Here is a 16,145-nt window from a genome sequence, read left to right on the forward strand (position 1 = left end):
GCCCCGCCGCTTGTATGCCGATGCGTAACGAGCGCTAGCGCTCCATGTTGGGAACGATGCTGCCCTCGGTCACCGCATGCACGGCAAGACGCATGATGTTGTCGTAGCCGGTCTTGCTCAGGATCTCCGAGATGCGGCGCTTGATGGTGCCCTCGCTCATAAACAGCTCGGCCGCAATCTCGCGGCGGCTTTTACCCTCGCAGGCAAGGCGCAAGATCGACAGCTCGACATCGTCGAGGGCCGCCGTGCCCGAGAAGATGCTCTCGGGCGGCTTGGGAAACGTGCAGTAACCCGCCAGCGTGGAGCGCATCACGGCGAATAGCTCGTCGATACCGACGTTCTTGTACACAAAGCTGTCGACGCCCGCCTCGCGTGCCTGGTCCACAAAGGTGATCTCGGGCATGCCGGTCATGATAATGACGCGGCACTCGGGCAGCCGTTCTTTGATGCGCGCCGCCGCCACGATGCCGTTGGAATCGTGCTCGGTGCACACATCCATCAGTATCATGTCCGGACGCTCCTTGAGCACAACGTCCAAGGCATCCGAGGCGTCGGCAATCGCGGCGACAACGGTCATGTCGGGCTGGTCGCCCACGGAACGCGCCAGGCTCTCGCGCAAGATAGCCTGGTCTTCGACGATTAACACGCGGATCATGAGCTTCTCCTTTGGACCGTGGCGTTGGAGGCGAGCGGGATGGACACCGCAAGTGTAAAGGGCGGGGCGGTGTGGACTTCCAGGCTGCCGCCCAGATTCTGTGCGACATGCCTCATACCAGGGATACCCGTTCCCTCGCGATACGATACGGGTGCAGGCGTGCCGTCGTTAGAAACGGTCATCCACGCAACAGCGCCGTCTTCCGACGTCTCCTGCCGCAGGCGCACATGGACCTGATGGGCCTGCGCATGCTTGGTGGCATTGGTCGAGGCTTCGCGGATAATCTGCAGAAAGGCCGCGGCGACACGTGCGTCGCTTGGCAGCTCGCCCTCCACATCGATCTGCACGCTCACCAGACCAAAGGCATGGACGATATCGCCCAGTTGCTCTGCCGGTTCGGTGTCGCCCCCGCTGCGCAGATCGGCAGCGATTGAGCGCAGCAGCGGGTCGATCCGCTCGAGCGACTCGTCGTCCAGGCGCCCCTCCTCCAAATAGCGATGGAGGATGGACAGGCGCTGGCCGATTACATCGTGCACGCGGGAACGCATGCGCAGGTAGGCCGCATTGTCGGCAACCTTTTTGACTTCTTCGATCTGGGCCTGGAGCTCTTGGCCAGCACGCTCAAGCAAGTGGTTGGCTTGCGCCAAGCGGTCATGAGCATGCGCGTACTCTGTTACATCCAGGCCGATAATGCGCTCGAACGAACGGCCCGAAACCATAACGCGATCGCAGACAAATAGGCGAATCTCGGCGGGAGAGACCTCGACTACCGCGCGCGCCTCACCAAAGCGGTCCAGATTAATCCGCACACGGTTCTTGCTGCTTTCGGGCATTTGCATGCTAAGTTTGCGCAGGTCGTTCCATGTACTGCTCATATCGCCTAGATCGGTGGGCATATGAAGTTCCACCAGGTTTTTGCGCATGCAGCGGTTCATGAGCAGCGGACGGCCCCTCGGGTCCAGATACAGGATGCCCACGGGAATCATGTTGATGGTTTCGATCGTCGAGAACGCAGTGATATCTTCCTGGCGGTTACGGACGTCCATCAAGAGCGCCGCGATGGAGCGGAACAGGAAGAACGCTCCCTCTGCGATAAGGACAACGGCCCACTCCGAGCCCATGGCAAAAACCACCGGCGGTGTAACGGCGACAACAAGCAGCAGCTCGGCCAACATGACGGGGCGACGATAGTGCACCATAAGCACCACGCCATAGGCAAAGATCGCGGCATTGAGCCACAGCACTCCGCCCATTGCCCTGGCGCAAACGTCAAGCGGCGCCACCAGATACGAACCAGACGACGCGAATAAGATGAGCGCCGAAATCATCAGGTGAAGCACAAGGCTCGCCTCGTAGGCGCAAATCATCTTGCGGTTATAGGACATGCGACGAGACGCGATGAGTGGAACGTGAATTGTCTGCAGGCATGTCGCCAGGGCAAAGACGACATCGAGCGCGACAATCTGAGGAAGGATGAGCGGAACCTGCATGGTCACTCACCCGCCTGCGGCATCAAGACGATCATGCGCAGCTGACCGGGCTCGCCCTCAAGACGGTACGCCACGTTACGCCCTTGCAGCGCGCTCTCGAGCTCACGCGCGGCGGGCGTCTGCGACAAATCCTTCTCGTCATTGGAAAAGAGCGTGGCACGCAATTCCACGCTGCACGAGTCGTGGTCGCTCAAGTGATACATAAGTGCCGGTCGAGTAGTGGTGTAGGCAAAAAACGCAAAGTCATACACGCAGTCGTACAGCGCGCTTACCGCACTGGCGTGCATCGGGCGCCGTATGGCGATAATCGAGGCGCAATCGACGTCGATGGTGCGCAGGTCGCTTGCGAGCTCGTTGGCAATGAGCTGAATGCGGTCGCGGTCAAAACCGCTCTCCCCGTGCTGCGCCAACGTGAGCGACCCCTTGCGTTTGCAATAGGCGACGAGCATCTTAGCGCGCTGCAGCATGCAGTAACGCTCGTGCGAAGATGCCTCGTCGGTCAATGGCGGCAGAGTGCTCAGTAGGTCGTACATCTCTTCGAGCGCGCGGGCAAGCGCCTGGTCCACGTCTTGGACCAGCAGGGTTTCGGCCTCTTGATCTGCCAAATGCGTCTTAAGGTCGTAGTCGGCAGCAAGCAGCTCGTTTTGGCGCTGCAGCTCCATGCGACGATGCGCTAGTTCGCGATTGAGCTCGTTGAGCTCCGACACGTCTTGGGCAAGCAGTGCCGATCCACCCAACAGCGGAAAAGCGCGATACATTACATCGGGATCGGACGCCACGGCAAAGGCATGGGCGTGTCCGTGCTCCTGGGCCCGCAACTCCTCGCGTACGCCCTCCGGGATCGGCTTTGACACCGGCGTGGCATAGACTTCCTGCAGGTCACGCGTTAGAACTTTGAGGTCAAACGGCAAGGTGCCGAAAATGCCGGCGATGTCGTGATATGACGGAATGACACCGCAATCGAGACAGATTTCCATCGCCACCACGCACAGGACGCAATAGACGAGCGAAAAGTTGAGCCTCCATGCCCAGGGCACGCGCAACGCATACGAGATGGCAAAGAATGCGCCGCCCAGCAGCACGAGCGCTGCCGTGCCCGAAAAACGTTGGATGCGGAAGGACGAGGACCGGCCCACCAGGATAAAAAAGGCCACGAAGTTAAAGGCCGTCCACACCAGAACGGCACCGTAGCCCCAACCGTATGTGTAATCGTTGCTCCAGGTTTCACTCGACCGATCGAAGTGGAAGACCTGCTGATGAACATCGTTAGTGAGCACAAAGCCGATAAGCAGGACAGCCATAACCCACAAAATGGTGCGGTACCGACGCCCCATACGATGCTGTTCCAAACCCGCGAGGCGCAGACCGCACAGCTGGTAGATCAGCGGAATGAGCGTCATGGGCACGTAGTACAGGTACCACAGCACGGTGGCATAGAACGGCGTGAACGACTTATATTTGAGGATGACCTCGATCATCCACAGGGCGCAAATGGTGGCGATGGCAACAAGGCGGCGGCGCAACACATAGTCCAAACAACGCAGATAGACCAGCACGCCCCAAATCGAAAATGCAATTGCGGCGACAAGCAGCGGGAGAGAGCTCGAATGGGCGAGCGCATCCACGACCTCTTCGGACACCTCGCTATAGGCGGGCACGGCGTTAGAAAGTTTGGGGTCGAAGGCGAACAGCGCCGGCAAGACTGCCAAAAGCATGAGGAACAGCGCGGTGATGGCGCCGGCGATAGCAAAGACGCGGTGACGATACACCTGATGTGTTATGCCAACAAGCAATCGCGGCATGGCGAAGAGCCTGCCGCCCCTGGGATCCGCCACGGGTGCGGATCGGGCGGCCGCGTGGCCGATATGTCGCTCGCGGGTACCCATAGTGCTTTTAGTGTACCGACAGGCAGGCTCAAAAAGCGGGCCACATGTCCCAAAATCCGCAGACGGCGAGGGACGTCGCCAGCGACTAGTCGTTTAAGAACGTCCCCAATGACTAAGACAAAACGAGCGAGGATTTTTGGACGCCCAAATGGCGAGAGTGGATAATCTCCCACTTTGAGCCCACAAACAGGCTAAAAACGGGAGATTATCCACTCTCATTCTGCGGGCACTCATTTAAGTACGTCCCCAATGAGTGCTTTCACTTCTTTTAACAAAACGCCCGGCGGGCATTAACTGCTCGCCGGGCGTTTTGGTTAGGAGGCTATGGTTGTTGGGAAGCCTTAGGCCAGGTCCTCGCCGTTCGTCTCGATGACGTGTTTGTACCAGTCGAAGCTCTTCTTTTTGGAACGCTTGAGGGTGCCGTTGCCCGCATCATCGCGGTCGACATAGATAAAGCCGTAGCGCTTGGACATCTCGCCCGTGCCGGCAGACACCAGGTCGATCGGGCCCCAGGTGGTGTAGCCCAGCAGGTCAACGCCGTCCTCGGTCACCGCATCGCGCATCGCGGCGATATGCTGGCGCAGGTAGTCGATACGGTAGTCGTCGTTGATGGAGCCATCCTCCTCGACAACATCCTTGGCGCCCAGACCGTTCTCGACCACAAACAGCGGCTTCTGATAGCGGTCGTACAGGTCGTTGAGGGTGATGCGGAAGCCCAGCGGATCGATTGCCCAGCCCCACTGGCTCTCCTGCAGATAGGGGTTCTTGGCGCCGGCGAAGGCGTTGCCCTGGGTGCGCTCGACATCGGGGTTATCGGCACCGGCGGAGCAACGGGTGCTGTAATAGCTAAAGCTGATGAAGTCGACGGTGTTGGCGGCCAGGATCTCGCGGTCCTTATCCGTCATGCCCACATCGATGCCCAAACGCTCGAGCTTCTTGACGGCATAGGCCGGGTAGTAGCCGCGGCTCTGAACGTCGACGAAGAAGTAATTGTCCTGATTGTCGAGCTGCGCCTGGCGCACATCGCCTGGACGACAGCTGTAGGGGTAGTAGCTACCCGCGGCGAGCATGCAGCCGATCTTGACCTCGGGGTCGATCTCGTGAGCAATCTTGGTTGCCCAAGCGCTGGCGACGAGCTCGTTGTGGGCGGCCAGGTACTCGACGGCCTCCTTGTTCTCGCCCTCTTCAAAGACCAAGCCAGCACCCATAAACGGCAGGTGCAAGATCATATTGATCTCGTTGAAGGTGAGCCAGTACTTCACCAGACCCTTGTAGCGGGTGAAGATCGTGGTCGCGAGGTTCTTGTAGAAGTCGATGAGCTTGCGGTTGCGCCAGCCGCCGTACTCCTTGATAAGGTGAATCGGGCAGTCGAAGTGCGTGATGGTCACGAGCGGCTCAATGCCGTGCGCCTGACACTCGCGGAACACGTCCTCGTAGAAGGCCAGGCCGGCCTCGTTGGGCTCGGTCTCGTCGCCGTTGGGGAAGATGCGGGTCCACGCCAGGCTCATGCGGAAGGTCTTAAAGCCCATCTCGGCAAAAAGCGCAATGTCCTCCTTGTAGTGGTGGTAGAAATCGATGCCGGTCTGCGCGGGGTAGTAATAGCCGTCCTCGAAGTCGAGCATCTTGCGCTGGCCGGAGACCACCGCATAGCGCTCGGGGCCGTGCGGCGCCACGTCCACGTTGGCCAGGCCGCGGCCATCCACGTCGTAAGCGCCCTCGCACTGGTTGGCAGCCGTCGCGCCGCCCCACAGGAAGTCTTTACGGAAAGCCATGCATCAATCCTTTCACACGCTGTTTGTCGTGGTTTCAGTATCCCCGTAAGCAGCGCGCTACTCAACGGCAACGACGCAGGCCGACACTTCTTTTCGCACACGGGCGTCCGGCAGCCGCCCCTGCCTGACACTTTCTGATACCGCCGCCCCAAACCACCACAAAGGGGACAGGCACCTTTGTGGTGGTTGGGGACGGTTTGTCTCGATCTGTAACAGGTAGGCAGCCAAAACCGGGCTTGGTGTTACAGATCGAGATTTTCGGGCAGCCCCCGCAGTTTGTCTAAATCTGTAACAGGTAGAGACGATTTAGCCCGCTAGATGTTACAGATCGAGACAAACAGGAAGCCCCTAGTCGCAGGTGATGTCGAGGTTTTTGCCGATGAGGCCCACGTAACCGCCCTCGGCCGCCTTGGGGCTGTCGGCGTGGCAGAGGACCCACTTGTCGGCCTTCCAGTAGCAGTAGCTGTCACCGGCGGCAGGCATGTCGGCTGCAGCCTCGGGGCGCGGGCCGTTGGTGCCCGCCGGCAGCGCCACCATCACCTGAAAGCCGCCGTCGTCGACCATGCAGGGCGTGTAGTGAAGCGTGGTGGCGTAAACCTCGACGAGCGTGCCGGCGGGCGCGCGAAAGGCCTTGACCTGAGCGGTGTCGAGCTTGCCGTCGACAATTTGCTCGCGCTTGGCCAGCAGCAGAATAAAGTCGCGCGCACCCAAATTAAACTCACTGGCACGGTGATACTCCAGACAGTTGAGGCGCGTGTTGTGGCCGTTGCACCAGCCCGGCTGGAACGGACGGCCGCCGTACATGAGCAGGCCGAGCGTGTCGACACCCTCAACCTGCTCGAGCTCGGGTGCGGAGGCCACGTACTTGGTGCCCTCGGGAATGGGAGTAGCCGCAAGCGCCTCGACAAGCGGGGCGGTCAGGTTGGACGGCACGTCGTCCCACACGCGACCATAGGATTTGAACTCGGGATCTGATACAGAGTAGATATGCATGTTCGCTCCTGTTCGTTTATGTGACAGTATGAACATTCTAGAACATCATTCATCCACGACCACGATCAATACCGAAAACATTGCATGACGAAATCACCCGCTCAAAAAGCGACATGCAGCTTCCTAGTCGAGATAATCTTTAAGAAACTCAATAACGCTCATACACCAGTAGTCGGTCTCCGGCGCATGGGGCTTCATCAATGCGTGCCCCCCTTCTGAATACATGACTCCCTCATGGTGTACTCCAGCTGCATCCAGAGCATCGACCATCTTTTCATAATTGTCGGGCGATACAATATCATCGTCAGCGCATTGCCAAAGATATGTCGGAGGATACTGCTCCCACACATGCTGATTAATACAGAAATCATCGAGCGAGTCGCGACCAGCCCCGCCGCACACCGAATCAAGAAATCTATTGTCTGATGCGTTCTCAAAGCCACGAAGATCAATCGGTGCATAACACAGGACCAAGGCTTTGGGTGCCTCGCATCCGTAGGACGCAAATCCCTTGTTGTCCGTCCCCCACTCGGCAGTTAAATGCGCACCAGCAGAAAAGCCGATAACTGCATAACTTTTTGCGACATTAAATTTCGCTGAATTCTCGAAGACAAAACGGACAGCTCGATTTAAATCGTCGATTGGACGCGGCATCAAAGGCTCGACCCTCACCCTGTATGACAGCACGAACACGTTATAGCCCGCATCGTTGAGCTCGGGGGCAACGGGAAAGCCTTCCATTTGATGACAAACGCTCTGATAACCTCCGCCCGAAACCGCAATGATAAAGGGAGCCCCGGGTCTCCCGGGAAAGAAGAACAGTTTCGTGTTGCGTCGAGTCGGATCACGGATGCAGTCGGCTTCATCCCATATATCGTAGGCAACTTGCCTCCCGTCATCCACGAGCTCGACAATCCGATTCAATCCACGCAAAACGCGAGTAGTTTCATATGGATTAGCATCAGAATTCATATGAGACACGATGGGTTTATTCCACATGCGCTCCCAAGTTGAAGGCCGGCAAAGCATAAGGTGCTCGCCAAAGCCAGCGAACTCAGGAAGGAGCGCGATTTCGCCAAACGTCATATCGGCTGTAATTGTCATAGCTAGTCACTCCAAAAATGAGGGTGGGCTCGCGTGAATCAACGGCAAGCCCACCACATGCAATCTGCCGCGGGGTTTTCGGCAGCTTACATCCCAAATAATTGTCTACTCCACTACTGCCTCTTCATCAGGGCGATACAGGATGTAAACGAGAACGAAGTTAAGAATTAAACCGACGACATTGCAAAGAATTGCGCCGATGAGGCTGCTCATATCACCAGAAGGATCCATATAACCGGGGAAGCTAAAAATGCCGCTCGACGTCATAACGAACGTACAGGTGTTGAAAATCGCCGGGATAACAGCACTGATTGCTCCGGCGACCATGGAAGCGATAATGATCTTCTTGTGCTCCAAGATGATGCCGTACAGCGCCGGTTCCGTAATCCCGAAAAAGCCCGTAATGGCACAGCTGAACCCAAGACTCTTTTCACTCGGGTCCTTCGAGCGGAGGGCAAACGCCAAACAAGCGCCGACAACACCCATGCTGCAGCAGAGAAGTCCAAGGATAGGATCGGAGCCGACGGTCATAATATTGTTGATGGAAAGCACGATCAGGGCCCAATGGAGTCCAAGGGGGATCATAACGAGACCGAATATCGGCCCGAGAATAACGCCGCAAAGGACGGGGCTGAACTGATAGACCGCCAGCACTGCAGTCGCAAGCAAAGAGCTCGCCTGCTGAATAACGGGGCCGATCACAAGGAGCGAGACGGGGGCGGCAACAGCAACCGTCAGGAACGGGACGAGCGCAAATGCCACAACATCGGGAAGAACCGCCCGCAGCCACTTATTAAGAACGGATGCGAACCAAGCCGCCACGATAGCAGGAAACACCGTGGAGGAATAGCTCACCATTGTGAACTTCATGCCGAGCAAATCCAGCGCATCGCCCGCTCCGGCCGCAGCAACGAAAGTCGGATAAATCAGGATTGCACCGAGTACCGCACCGATATATCGATCGGTTCCAAAGAACTGAGCAGCAGATGATCCGACAAGAACGGGCAGAAAATACATGCAGGCATTTCCCATGCCGTACAGCAGAGTGTATATTCCGCTCTCGGCGGAAACAGCACCCGCCGTCGTCAGAATACTAAGGACGGCGTTTATCATTCCGCATGCGATCAAGGCAGGAAGAACGGGCATCATGATGCCGCTGATGAGCTTCATTAGCTTTCCCAGAAAGCCCTTAGTCTCTCCTTCGCTTGCCTCGGAATCTCCGGCATCAATCCCGGTTTCCTTGGCAACGATTTCATAGACCTTATCGACCTTAGGTCCCACAATCACCTGATATTGCCCCGCGGAATGGCGAATGTCGATCACGCCATCAATCGCCTTGACTTTTGCATCGTCTACGATGCTTTCGTCCTTAAGGTTGAACCTTAAACGAGTCATGCAGTGAGCTACAAATGTAACGTTGTCTGCGCCGCCCACCATCTCGAGAATCTCGGCAGCGAGCTTGGTTGTATCTGCCATAAATACCATTTCTCCCATGTTGAGTTTTATATGTAACCATCAGCAAAGCGCGCGCCTTTGCCAACTAATTACCTTGTTTTCGATGCAATTCGATTGATGTGCATCATGAGGTAGAGTCTTTCTTCGTCTATAAGTTCCCGCCCCGTCAGTCGGCTGAGAACAGAAGCAATATCATCGGCGCACATTGATGCCACCGGATATTCTTTTTTGAGCGAGAGGTACATCTTGCGGTTGTCGCTCACGATGCTTTCGCCAGAGTTCAACCTATTGAATAAGTACTGAAGATGGGTTGCGAACCTTGCGTAATCGAAACCTTCCCGATCAACTTGAATGCCAAGCCGATTTTCAACAGCAACGGTTGACTCCTCCAGAACACGATCGTAGATATCCGCGCTAAACTCTTTAACTACTTCGCATGAGTCCGAATCGGCCATGTTATTGATAAACGCCATGGCAATTCCAACTGCCTCATGAGCTGGAAGCCTAACGTTAAGACGTTTCCTGATTATCTTAAGTGCATACTCGCCGATTCTAAATTCGACGGGATATTGTTGGCGGACATCAAACGATAAAGGCATGCGGACAACGATATTTTGCTCTTTGCGCTTAACCGCATACGCGATATGGTCCGCAAGGATAAACGGCAAATTAGGGCTCACCTCATAAGACAGCAAACCTGTCGACATATCAATAACATCCGAGGTAAGCTCGAGAAGCTCGTCGGGGACCTCGTCAACGAGAGCGATGTAGCGAGAGCTAACGTTATAAAACGTTCGTTGAATCTCCGGAAGAGGGACCTCGTCTCCGACATTCTTAAACCCCAGACCACGGCCGAATGCAACCAACTGTCTGCCATTTCCATCGACGCAGAGGACAGCGCTGGTATTAATTCGTTTAACAATTTCCATGTGTCCCCCCCTAAACAGAACAAGGCTCCCGAAGCAGAATCCGACAATCAATGTCGACAGATGCTGCTTCAGGAGCCTTGCCTGAATATCACTCTGAGGACTAGTTTAAGCGAGCTAGTGCTAATGACCTCGAATAAACACTTCTAAACAGTTAAACGGTCGATATCTCCGTGTGAACGGTTTGGAGGCAGAGGGCGGCCCTATGCCTGCTGATAGTGCAGGTGCTTCTCGTCGATATCGGCCAGGTCGCGGTCGAGATAACGACGCGCAAGCCAGTTGGCCATGGGGAGGTTCTGGTCCAGGTAGTTGCCGCACTCCTCGGGAGCAGCGCCGGGGATATCGCCCTCAAAGCCAGCAACAAACTCGAACAGCTCACGCACAAGCGGCAAGATTTCCTCGCTCGTCAGCTCACCAAAAACGACGAGGTAAAAGCCCGTGCGGCAGCCCATGGGCCCAAAGTAGACGATACGGCTCGACCACTCGGCATGGTTGCGAAGGAAGGTGGCGCCCAGATGCTCAATGGTGTGGCACTCGGCCGTGTTCATGACTGGCTCCTTGTTGGGCGTGGTCAGGCGCAGGTCAAAGGTGGTGACGGCGGCGCCGGTCGCCGGATCGCGGTCGATGCGGCTCACATACACGCCGGGCTCAAGCAGCAGATGGTCAACGGAAAAACTTGCAATGCGCTCCATGGCAGTTCCTCTCGGTAGTCAATTTGGGACGGGGCTCTTTTAGCTGGTTCGAATGGTCGCACCAATCATACCAGTCAAAAAAGCCCCGTCCCAAATGAGCTGCCCGGGACGGGGATCAATGAGTTTTTAATCCCCGTCTCAGAATAATCATGCTAGGCGGTGTACGCGATTGTAGATTTCACGGCATGGCGCCAGCCGGCGATCTTTTTGGCGCGCTCGTCGGCGGACATGGTGGACTCCACGATGCCGCGGGCGCCGTAGACGTCGACGACGTCGCGCGTGTACATGCCCAGTGCAATGCCGCAGGCCCAGGCCGCGCCCAGACCGCTCATCTCGTCGTTGCTCGCGATGCGAATGGGCGAGCCAATCAAGTCGCTCTCAAACTGCATCAGGTACGCGTCGCGCGTGGGACCGCCGTCAACACGAAGCTCGGCCAACGCCGCGCCCGAATCCTCGACCATCGCATCAATCACGTCGAAGATCTGATAGGCGATCGACTCGTCAGCGGCCTTTACGAACTCCGCACGGCCCGTGGTGCGCGTCATGCCAAAGATGCAGCCCTCGGCATCGCTCGCCCAGTGCGGCGCGCCCAGGCCAGTGAACGCCGGCACAAAGTAGACACGGCTTGCCGGATTGGCGGCGTAGCACAGGTCGGTGACTTCCTCGGGATTGTTGATGAGTTCCAGGTCGTCGCGCAGCCACGTCTTGACGGCGCCGGCGTAGCTCACGTTGCCCTCGAGAACATACTCGGTCACACCGTCCATACGCCACGCAAGCGAGCTCGAAAGCCCGTGCGAGCTGGCAACGAACTCGTCGCCGACGTTCATCATGACCGAGCTGCCGGTGCCATAGGTCGCCTTGGCCATGCCGCGGCTATGGCAGCCCTGGGCAAACAAGGCGGCATGGCTGTCGCCGAGCACGCCGTGAATGGGCACGGGCGCCGACAAAAAGCCGCCCAGGTCCGTTGTACCGAACAGGCCATCGGAATCGGTCACCTGCGGCAGGCACGCCGGATTGACACCAAAGGCCTCGCACACCGGCTCGCTCCAGCAGCCACAGCGCAGGTCGAAGAGCTGCGTACGGCTGGCATTGGACCAGTCGCAGCGGAACTCCGCGCCGCCCGTGAGCGTCCAGACCACCCAGGCATCGATGGTGCCCAGGCACAGCTCGCCCGCCGCCGCGGCCTCGGCAGCCGCGGGAACGTTCGCGAGGATCCAGGCCATCTTGCCCGCCGGATAGTAGGGCGAGAGCACCAGACCCGTCGTGTCACGCACCAGCTCGGCCACGCCTTCGCGCGCAGCAAGCTCGTCGCACAGCTCGCGGGCGCGGGCGCACTGCCACACCACGGCATCGCACAGCGGCTCGCCCGTCCTGCGGCTCCAGGCAACGGTAGTCTCGCGCTGGTTGGAGATGCCGATGCCGGCGACGTCGGCCGGATCGACCCCGGTCTCCTCCACCACGGCGCGCGCCACGGCCAGCACGTTGGCGGCGATCTCGGCTGGATCATGGCTCACCCAGCCGGCCTCGTTGACAATCTGGCGATGCGAGCGGTCGGCGCGATGGATCAGATGGCCGCCCTCGTCCACCAGCAGCGCCTTAGTACCCTGTGTGGACTGATCGATTCCGATGATGTATTTGCTCATGTACTCTCCTGTCTCCCCCGTCGATTCAAAACTAAAACCCGACGGACAAGGAGCGAGTGGCCGACCGGCTCATGAGAGCGCAGCCGGCCTGCTCAAAATTCAACCTAAAAGGATTGGTGCAAACCTGTCCCCGATGCACCAATTACTCTGCGGGAAGGAACTCGACGACCGTCTTGGCGATTCCCTCGCCCGTCAGGCCGTAGTGCGCAAAGACCTCGGGGCTCGTACCGGTGATGACCGGCGCATCGGGCAGGCTCAGGCACTTGACCGGACGCGGGCAGTGCTCACCTACGACCTGCGCGACCATGGAACCCAGGCCACCGAAGGGACTGTGCTCCTCGACGGTCACGACGGCGCGCGTGGCACCGGCGGCCTCGATCACGGCCTCGGCGTCGAGCGGCTTGACGCAGTACATATCGAGCACCGTTGCCGAGATGCCCTGCTCGGCCAGCAGATCGGCGGCGTCCACGGCGTGGCGGACCATCTCACCGGTAGCGACGATCGTCACATCGGTGCCGCGGCGCACCCAGGTGGCGCGATCCATCTGGAACGGGCACTCGTCCTCGGTGTACACGTCCTCCACCGGGTTGCGGCCCACGCGGATGTAGGCCGGCTTGTTGTCGGCGACCAGGGCACGCACGAGCTCGGCGGTCTGGAAGCGATCGCTCGGCAGATACACGCGCATGTTGGGAATCGCGCTCATGGCGGCGATATCCTGCGCGGAGTGATGGCTCATGCCTAAGGCGCCGTAGGACACGCCGCCCGAGATGCCGATGAGCTTGACGTTGGTGTTGGAGTACGAAACGTCGACCTTGCACTGCTCATACGAGCGCGTGGTCACAAAGGACGCCGGCGAGGCGGCCCAGGCCTTCTTGCCGCACGAGGCCATGCCGGCGGCGATGCTCACCAGGTCCTGCTCGGCAATGCCGACCTCAACGGACTGCTGGGGATACTGGTCAAAGAACGGCGTGAGCGATGCAGAGCCGCGGGAGTCGGAGCACAGGACGACGATGTCTTTATCGGTTGCGGCGGCCTCGAGCAGCGTGTCGCAGATAGCCTTGCGGTTGGCGATCTTGTTAGCCATTGATAGCCTCCTTATGGGCAGCGAAATCGGCGATGATCTGGGCATATTCCTCATCGTTGGGCAGGTGATGATGCCAGGCGGCCTTGTCCTCCATAACCGGCGAGCCGTAGCCCTTCACTGTGTTGAGGATGATGACCGTGGGCTTACCCTTGGTCTCGGCGGCCAGCGTCAGCGCGGCATCGATGGCCTGGACGTCGTTGCCCGGAATGGACAGCACGTTCCAACCGAAGGCGGCCCAGCGCTCCTCCTGCGAATCCTGCTTCATGACGTCCTCGGTGCTGCCGCTGATCTGCAGGCGGTTGCGGTCCACGAGCGCGCACAGGTTATCGAGCTGGTAATTGCCGCCGCTCATGGCGCCCTCCCAGACCGAGCCCTCGGCAAGCTCGCCGTCGCCCATGATGGTGTAGACGCGGTAGTCGCGGCCGTCCATCTTGCCGGCAAGTGCCATGCCGACGGCCACGGGCAGGCCATGGCCCAGCGAACCGGAGTTCATCTCGATGCCCTTGAGCTTGTTGTTGGGGTGACCGATGTAGGGGCTGCCGAACTTGGAGAAGCGGGCCTTGACGTCGTCGAGGTCCAGATAGCCCTCGTGGCACAGCACCGCGTAGTAGGCCTCCATGGCGTGGCCCTTGGAGAGCACGAAGCGGTCGCGGTTGGGATCGTCGACGGTCTCGGGCGAAATGTTGAGGTGGTTGGCGTAGAGGGTCATGAGGGCGTCGATCACCGACATGTCGCCGCCGATGTGGCCGCCGGCGCCAGCCATGATGATATCGACGCAATCGCGGCGAAGGTCCCAACGCAGGGACTCAAGCTCTTCGATAGTTGCCATTTCTACTCTCCTCGCAGGTAGGCTTTAACGTCTTCTTCGATGGGGTCGTACAGGTCGGGGGCAATGCCGAGGTACTTGCACGCCTCGTAGAGCACCGGCACCACGTTGGCGTGAATAGCGACGCAGTGGTGGATGTAGGGACCCTCGACAATCTTGGCCTCGAGGCGCTTGAGGTTCTCGACCTCGACCCACAGGTAGGTGCCCATGCCAGCCGGGCCATCGATACCGCGGGCGTTGCCCAGCAGCAGCGAGTACTCGCCGTTGTCGCCGTCAAAGCGGGCAAGGGTGAGATCGCCGTGCTTGGCCTCGGCCGTCAGCGCGCCAGGGTGATCGAAAGCCAGCGGGTAAGTGAGCTTGGGTTTGACGGCCGCGCAGCTGCAGGGCCAGGGGCCGCAGTGCTGCAGCAGCTCGCCATTCTCGTTATCGGGATGGCGCACGGTCCAGTCGGCGAACATGCCGCGGTGACGGCCCAGGTCGGCGGCTTCGACCATCAGCGCGGTGATGGCGCCGTGGATATCGGTCTCGCATACGATAGGAATGCCCATCTCGTTGAGGATGGCGTTGGCGGCGCAGGGCATAATGCCCAACTCGTCCTGCAGAGCGTTCCAGCACTGAATGGCGCCGGCGTTGCAGCCGTACTTCTCGACCAGGCGCTTCATGGCGATGGCAAGACCGGCGACCGCGGGAACCTTGTCCTCGGGGATGCAGATCTCAAAGCTGTCGTTGATGTGGGCAAGCATGGCGGCCATGGCCTGCTCGTCGGCCTGGGCGTCGCGCACGGCCTGGACAAGCTCGGTCATGGGGATGGGCGAAAGCTGGATGTTGAACTTCTCGAGCAGCTCGCCCTCGTTGCACATGGTCGACCAGAAGTCGAACGGACGGGTGGCCATCTGCAGGATGCGGGTGTGCTTGAAGGTCTTGACCACGTTGCACACGGCCAAGAAGTCCCAGACGCCGCGCTCGAACTCGGGGTCGGTCAGGCGGCAGTTGGTCATGTAGGTGAAGGGCACCTGGAAGCGGCGCAGGACCTTGCCGGTAGCGAACAGGCCGCACTGGCTGTCGCGCAGGCGCGTGCCGTCGGGCTCGGGGCGCTCGTCGCGCGGACCCCACAGCAGCACGGGTAGGCCGAGTTCGCGGGCAAGGCGAGCGCAGACGTACTCGGTACCAAAGTTGGCGTGGCATAGCATGATGCCGTCGACGCCCTCGGCGCGGAACTTCTTGACGATAGGCTCGATATGGTTGTCGTCGAACAGCAGGCCCTCGTCATTGATGTCGTCGATATCCACGATGTCGACGCCGATCTCGCGCAGGCGATCAGCCGTCAGGCCGCGATACTTGATCGCGTCCGGCGCGCTAAAGATGCTGCGGCGCGTGGGCACAAAGCCGAGCTTGATCTTGTCCATGTACGTCCTCCCCTAGTCACATGTTCAGTAAACAGACGCATGTTTCGTTTTGTTCTGTTTACTAAATGTTTTACTCTTCTGTTTAGAAGTTTAGCGCGAAATACCCGTAGACGGTAGAGAAATCAGCCTAAACGGTATGTAAACAATCTGAACATACAAGGGAAACAAAAAGAGGACCCCGAAGGACCCTCTTTTGAATAGCGCTATGTTTAC

At 58.8% G+C, this 16,145-nt stretch carries 13 protein-coding genes; all 13 read right to left on the minus strand.

The annotated features are described in order from the left end of the window. Positions 1 to 34: 34 nt before the first annotated feature. Positions 35 to 655 (minus strand): response regulator transcription factor, encoded by a 621-nt coding sequence (locus tag DW211_RS01240; protein WP_118258740.1) that lies wholly within the window; start codon positions 653 to 655, stop codon positions 35 to 37. Next, positions 652 to 2,145, minus strand: coding sequence for a sensor histidine kinase (locus DW211_RS01245; RefSeq protein WP_369832363.1), 1,494 nt, complete (start codon positions 2,143 to 2,145; stop codon positions 652 to 654). Before DW211_RS01245 ends, DW211_RS01240 begins: the two co-directional genes overlap by 4 nt. Positions 2,146 to 2,147: 2 nt before the next feature. Continuing rightward, complete coding sequence (locus DW211_RS01250) at positions 2,148 to 3,947, minus strand: histidine kinase N-terminal 7TM domain-containing protein (protein ID WP_158568460.1); 1,800 nt, start codon at positions 3,945 to 3,947, stop codon at positions 2,148 to 2,150. Between the two features lie 425 nt (positions 3,948 to 4,372). After that, entirely contained in the window at positions 4,373 to 5,803 is a 1,431-nt protein-coding gene (locus DW211_RS01255) for a 6-phospho-beta-glucosidase (RefSeq protein WP_118258746.1), read from the minus strand. A gap of 348 nt (positions 5,804 to 6,151) precedes the next feature. Next, the gene (locus tag DW211_RS01260) at positions 6,152 to 6,796 is read right to left on the minus strand and encodes a DUF4867 family protein (RefSeq protein ID WP_117803524.1); all 645 of its coding nucleotides are present in this window, start codon (positions 6,794 to 6,796) and stop codon (positions 6,152 to 6,154) included. A gap of 123 nt (positions 6,797 to 6,919) precedes the next feature. Continuing rightward, positions 6,920 to 7,900, minus strand: coding sequence for an alpha/beta hydrolase (locus tag DW211_RS01265; RefSeq protein WP_117778711.1), 981 nt, complete (start codon positions 7,898 to 7,900; stop codon positions 6,920 to 6,922). A 105-nt stretch (positions 7,901 to 8,005) separates the two neighbouring features. Continuing rightward, positions 8,006 to 9,376 carry a PTS transporter subunit EIIC gene (locus DW211_RS01270; RefSeq protein WP_158565462.1) on the minus strand — a complete coding sequence of 457 codons (1,371 nt, stop codon included), beginning with the start codon at positions 9,374 to 9,376 and terminating at the stop codon, positions 8,006 to 8,008. A 68-nt stretch (positions 9,377 to 9,444) separates the two neighbouring features. After that, a complete protein-coding gene (locus DW211_RS01275; protein WP_118258747.1) occupies positions 9,445 to 10,284 on the minus strand; it encodes a PRD domain-containing protein in 840 nt (279 codons plus the stop codon). Positions 10,285 to 10,484: 200 nt separating this feature from the next. Further along, on the minus strand, positions 10,485 to 10,973 hold the full coding sequence (locus tag DW211_RS01280; RefSeq protein WP_117640520.1) for an S-ribosylhomocysteine lyase: 489 nt from the start codon (positions 10,971 to 10,973) through the stop codon (positions 10,485 to 10,487). Between the two features lie 152 nt (positions 10,974 to 11,125). After that, entirely contained in the window at positions 11,126 to 12,616 is a 1,491-nt protein-coding gene (locus DW211_RS01285) for a glycerol kinase GlpK (protein WP_118258749.1), read from the minus strand. Between the two features lie 142 nt (positions 12,617 to 12,758). Continuing rightward, a complete protein-coding gene (locus DW211_RS01290; RefSeq protein ID WP_118258750.1) occupies positions 12,759 to 13,700 on the minus strand; it encodes a transketolase family protein in 942 nt (313 codons plus the stop codon). Further along, positions 13,693 to 14,529 (minus strand): transketolase, encoded by an 837-nt coding sequence (locus DW211_RS01295; protein ID WP_197736868.1) that lies wholly within the window; start codon positions 14,527 to 14,529, stop codon positions 13,693 to 13,695. Before DW211_RS01295 ends, DW211_RS01290 begins: the two co-directional genes overlap by 8 nt. 2 nt (positions 14,530 to 14,531) lie before the next feature. Then, positions 14,532 to 15,932: an L-fucose/L-arabinose isomerase family protein gene (locus DW211_RS01300; protein ID WP_118258752.1), complete on the minus strand. Its 1,401-nt coding sequence runs from the start codon at positions 15,930 to 15,932 to the stop codon at positions 14,532 to 14,534. Positions 15,933 to 16,145: the final 213 nt, after the last annotated feature.

It is taken from the genome of Collinsella sp. AM18-10 (assembly GCF_003471585.1).
Taxonomy (GTDB): Bacteria; Actinomycetota; Coriobacteriia; order Coriobacteriales; family Coriobacteriaceae; genus Collinsella.

Coding starts and splice junctions, on each gene's coding strand:
- DW211_RS01295 (WP_197736868.1), bottom strand. CDS start 14,529: ATGGCAACTATCGAAGAGCTTGAGTCCCTGCGTTGGGACCTTCGCCGC.
- DW211_RS01260 (WP_117803524.1), bottom strand. CDS start 6,796: ATGCATATCTACTCTGTATCAGATCCCGAGTTCAAATCCTATGGTCGC.
- DW211_RS01250 (WP_158568460.1), bottom strand. CDS start 3,947: ATGCCGCGATTGCTTGTTGGCATAACACATCAGGTGTATCGTCACCGC.
- DW211_RS01290 (WP_118258750.1), bottom strand. CDS start 13,700: ATGGCTAACAAGATCGCCAACCGCAAGGCTATCTGCGACACGCTGCTC.
- DW211_RS01280 (WP_117640520.1), bottom strand. CDS start 10,973: ATGGAGCGCATTGCAAGTTTTTCCGTTGACCATCTGCTGCTTGAGCCC.
- DW211_RS01265 (WP_117778711.1), bottom strand. CDS start 7,900: ATGACAATTACAGCCGATATGACGTTTGGCGAAATCGCGCTCCTTCCT.
- DW211_RS01285 (WP_118258749.1), bottom strand. CDS start 12,616: ATGAGCAAATACATCATCGGAATCGATCAGTCCACACAGGGTACTAAG.
- DW211_RS01245 (WP_369832363.1), bottom strand. CDS start 2,145: ATGCAGGTTCCGCTCATCCTTCCTCAGATTGTCGCGCTCGATGTCGTC.
- DW211_RS01275 (WP_118258747.1), bottom strand. CDS start 10,284: ATGGAAATTGTTAAACGAATTAATACCAGCGCTGTCCTCTGCGTCGAT.
- DW211_RS01240 (WP_118258740.1), bottom strand. CDS start 655: ATGATCCGCGTGTTAATCGTCGAAGACCAGGCTATCTTGCGCGAGAGC.
- DW211_RS01300 (WP_118258752.1), bottom strand. CDS start 15,932: ATGGACAAGATCAAGCTCGGCTTTGTGCCCACGCGCCGCAGCATCTTT.
- DW211_RS01270 (WP_158565462.1), bottom strand. CDS start 9,376: ATGGCAGATACAACCAAGCTCGCTGCCGAGATTCTCGAGATGGTGGGC.
- DW211_RS01255 (WP_118258746.1), bottom strand. CDS start 5,803: ATGGCTTTCCGTAAAGACTTCCTGTGGGGCGGCGCGACGGCTGCCAAC.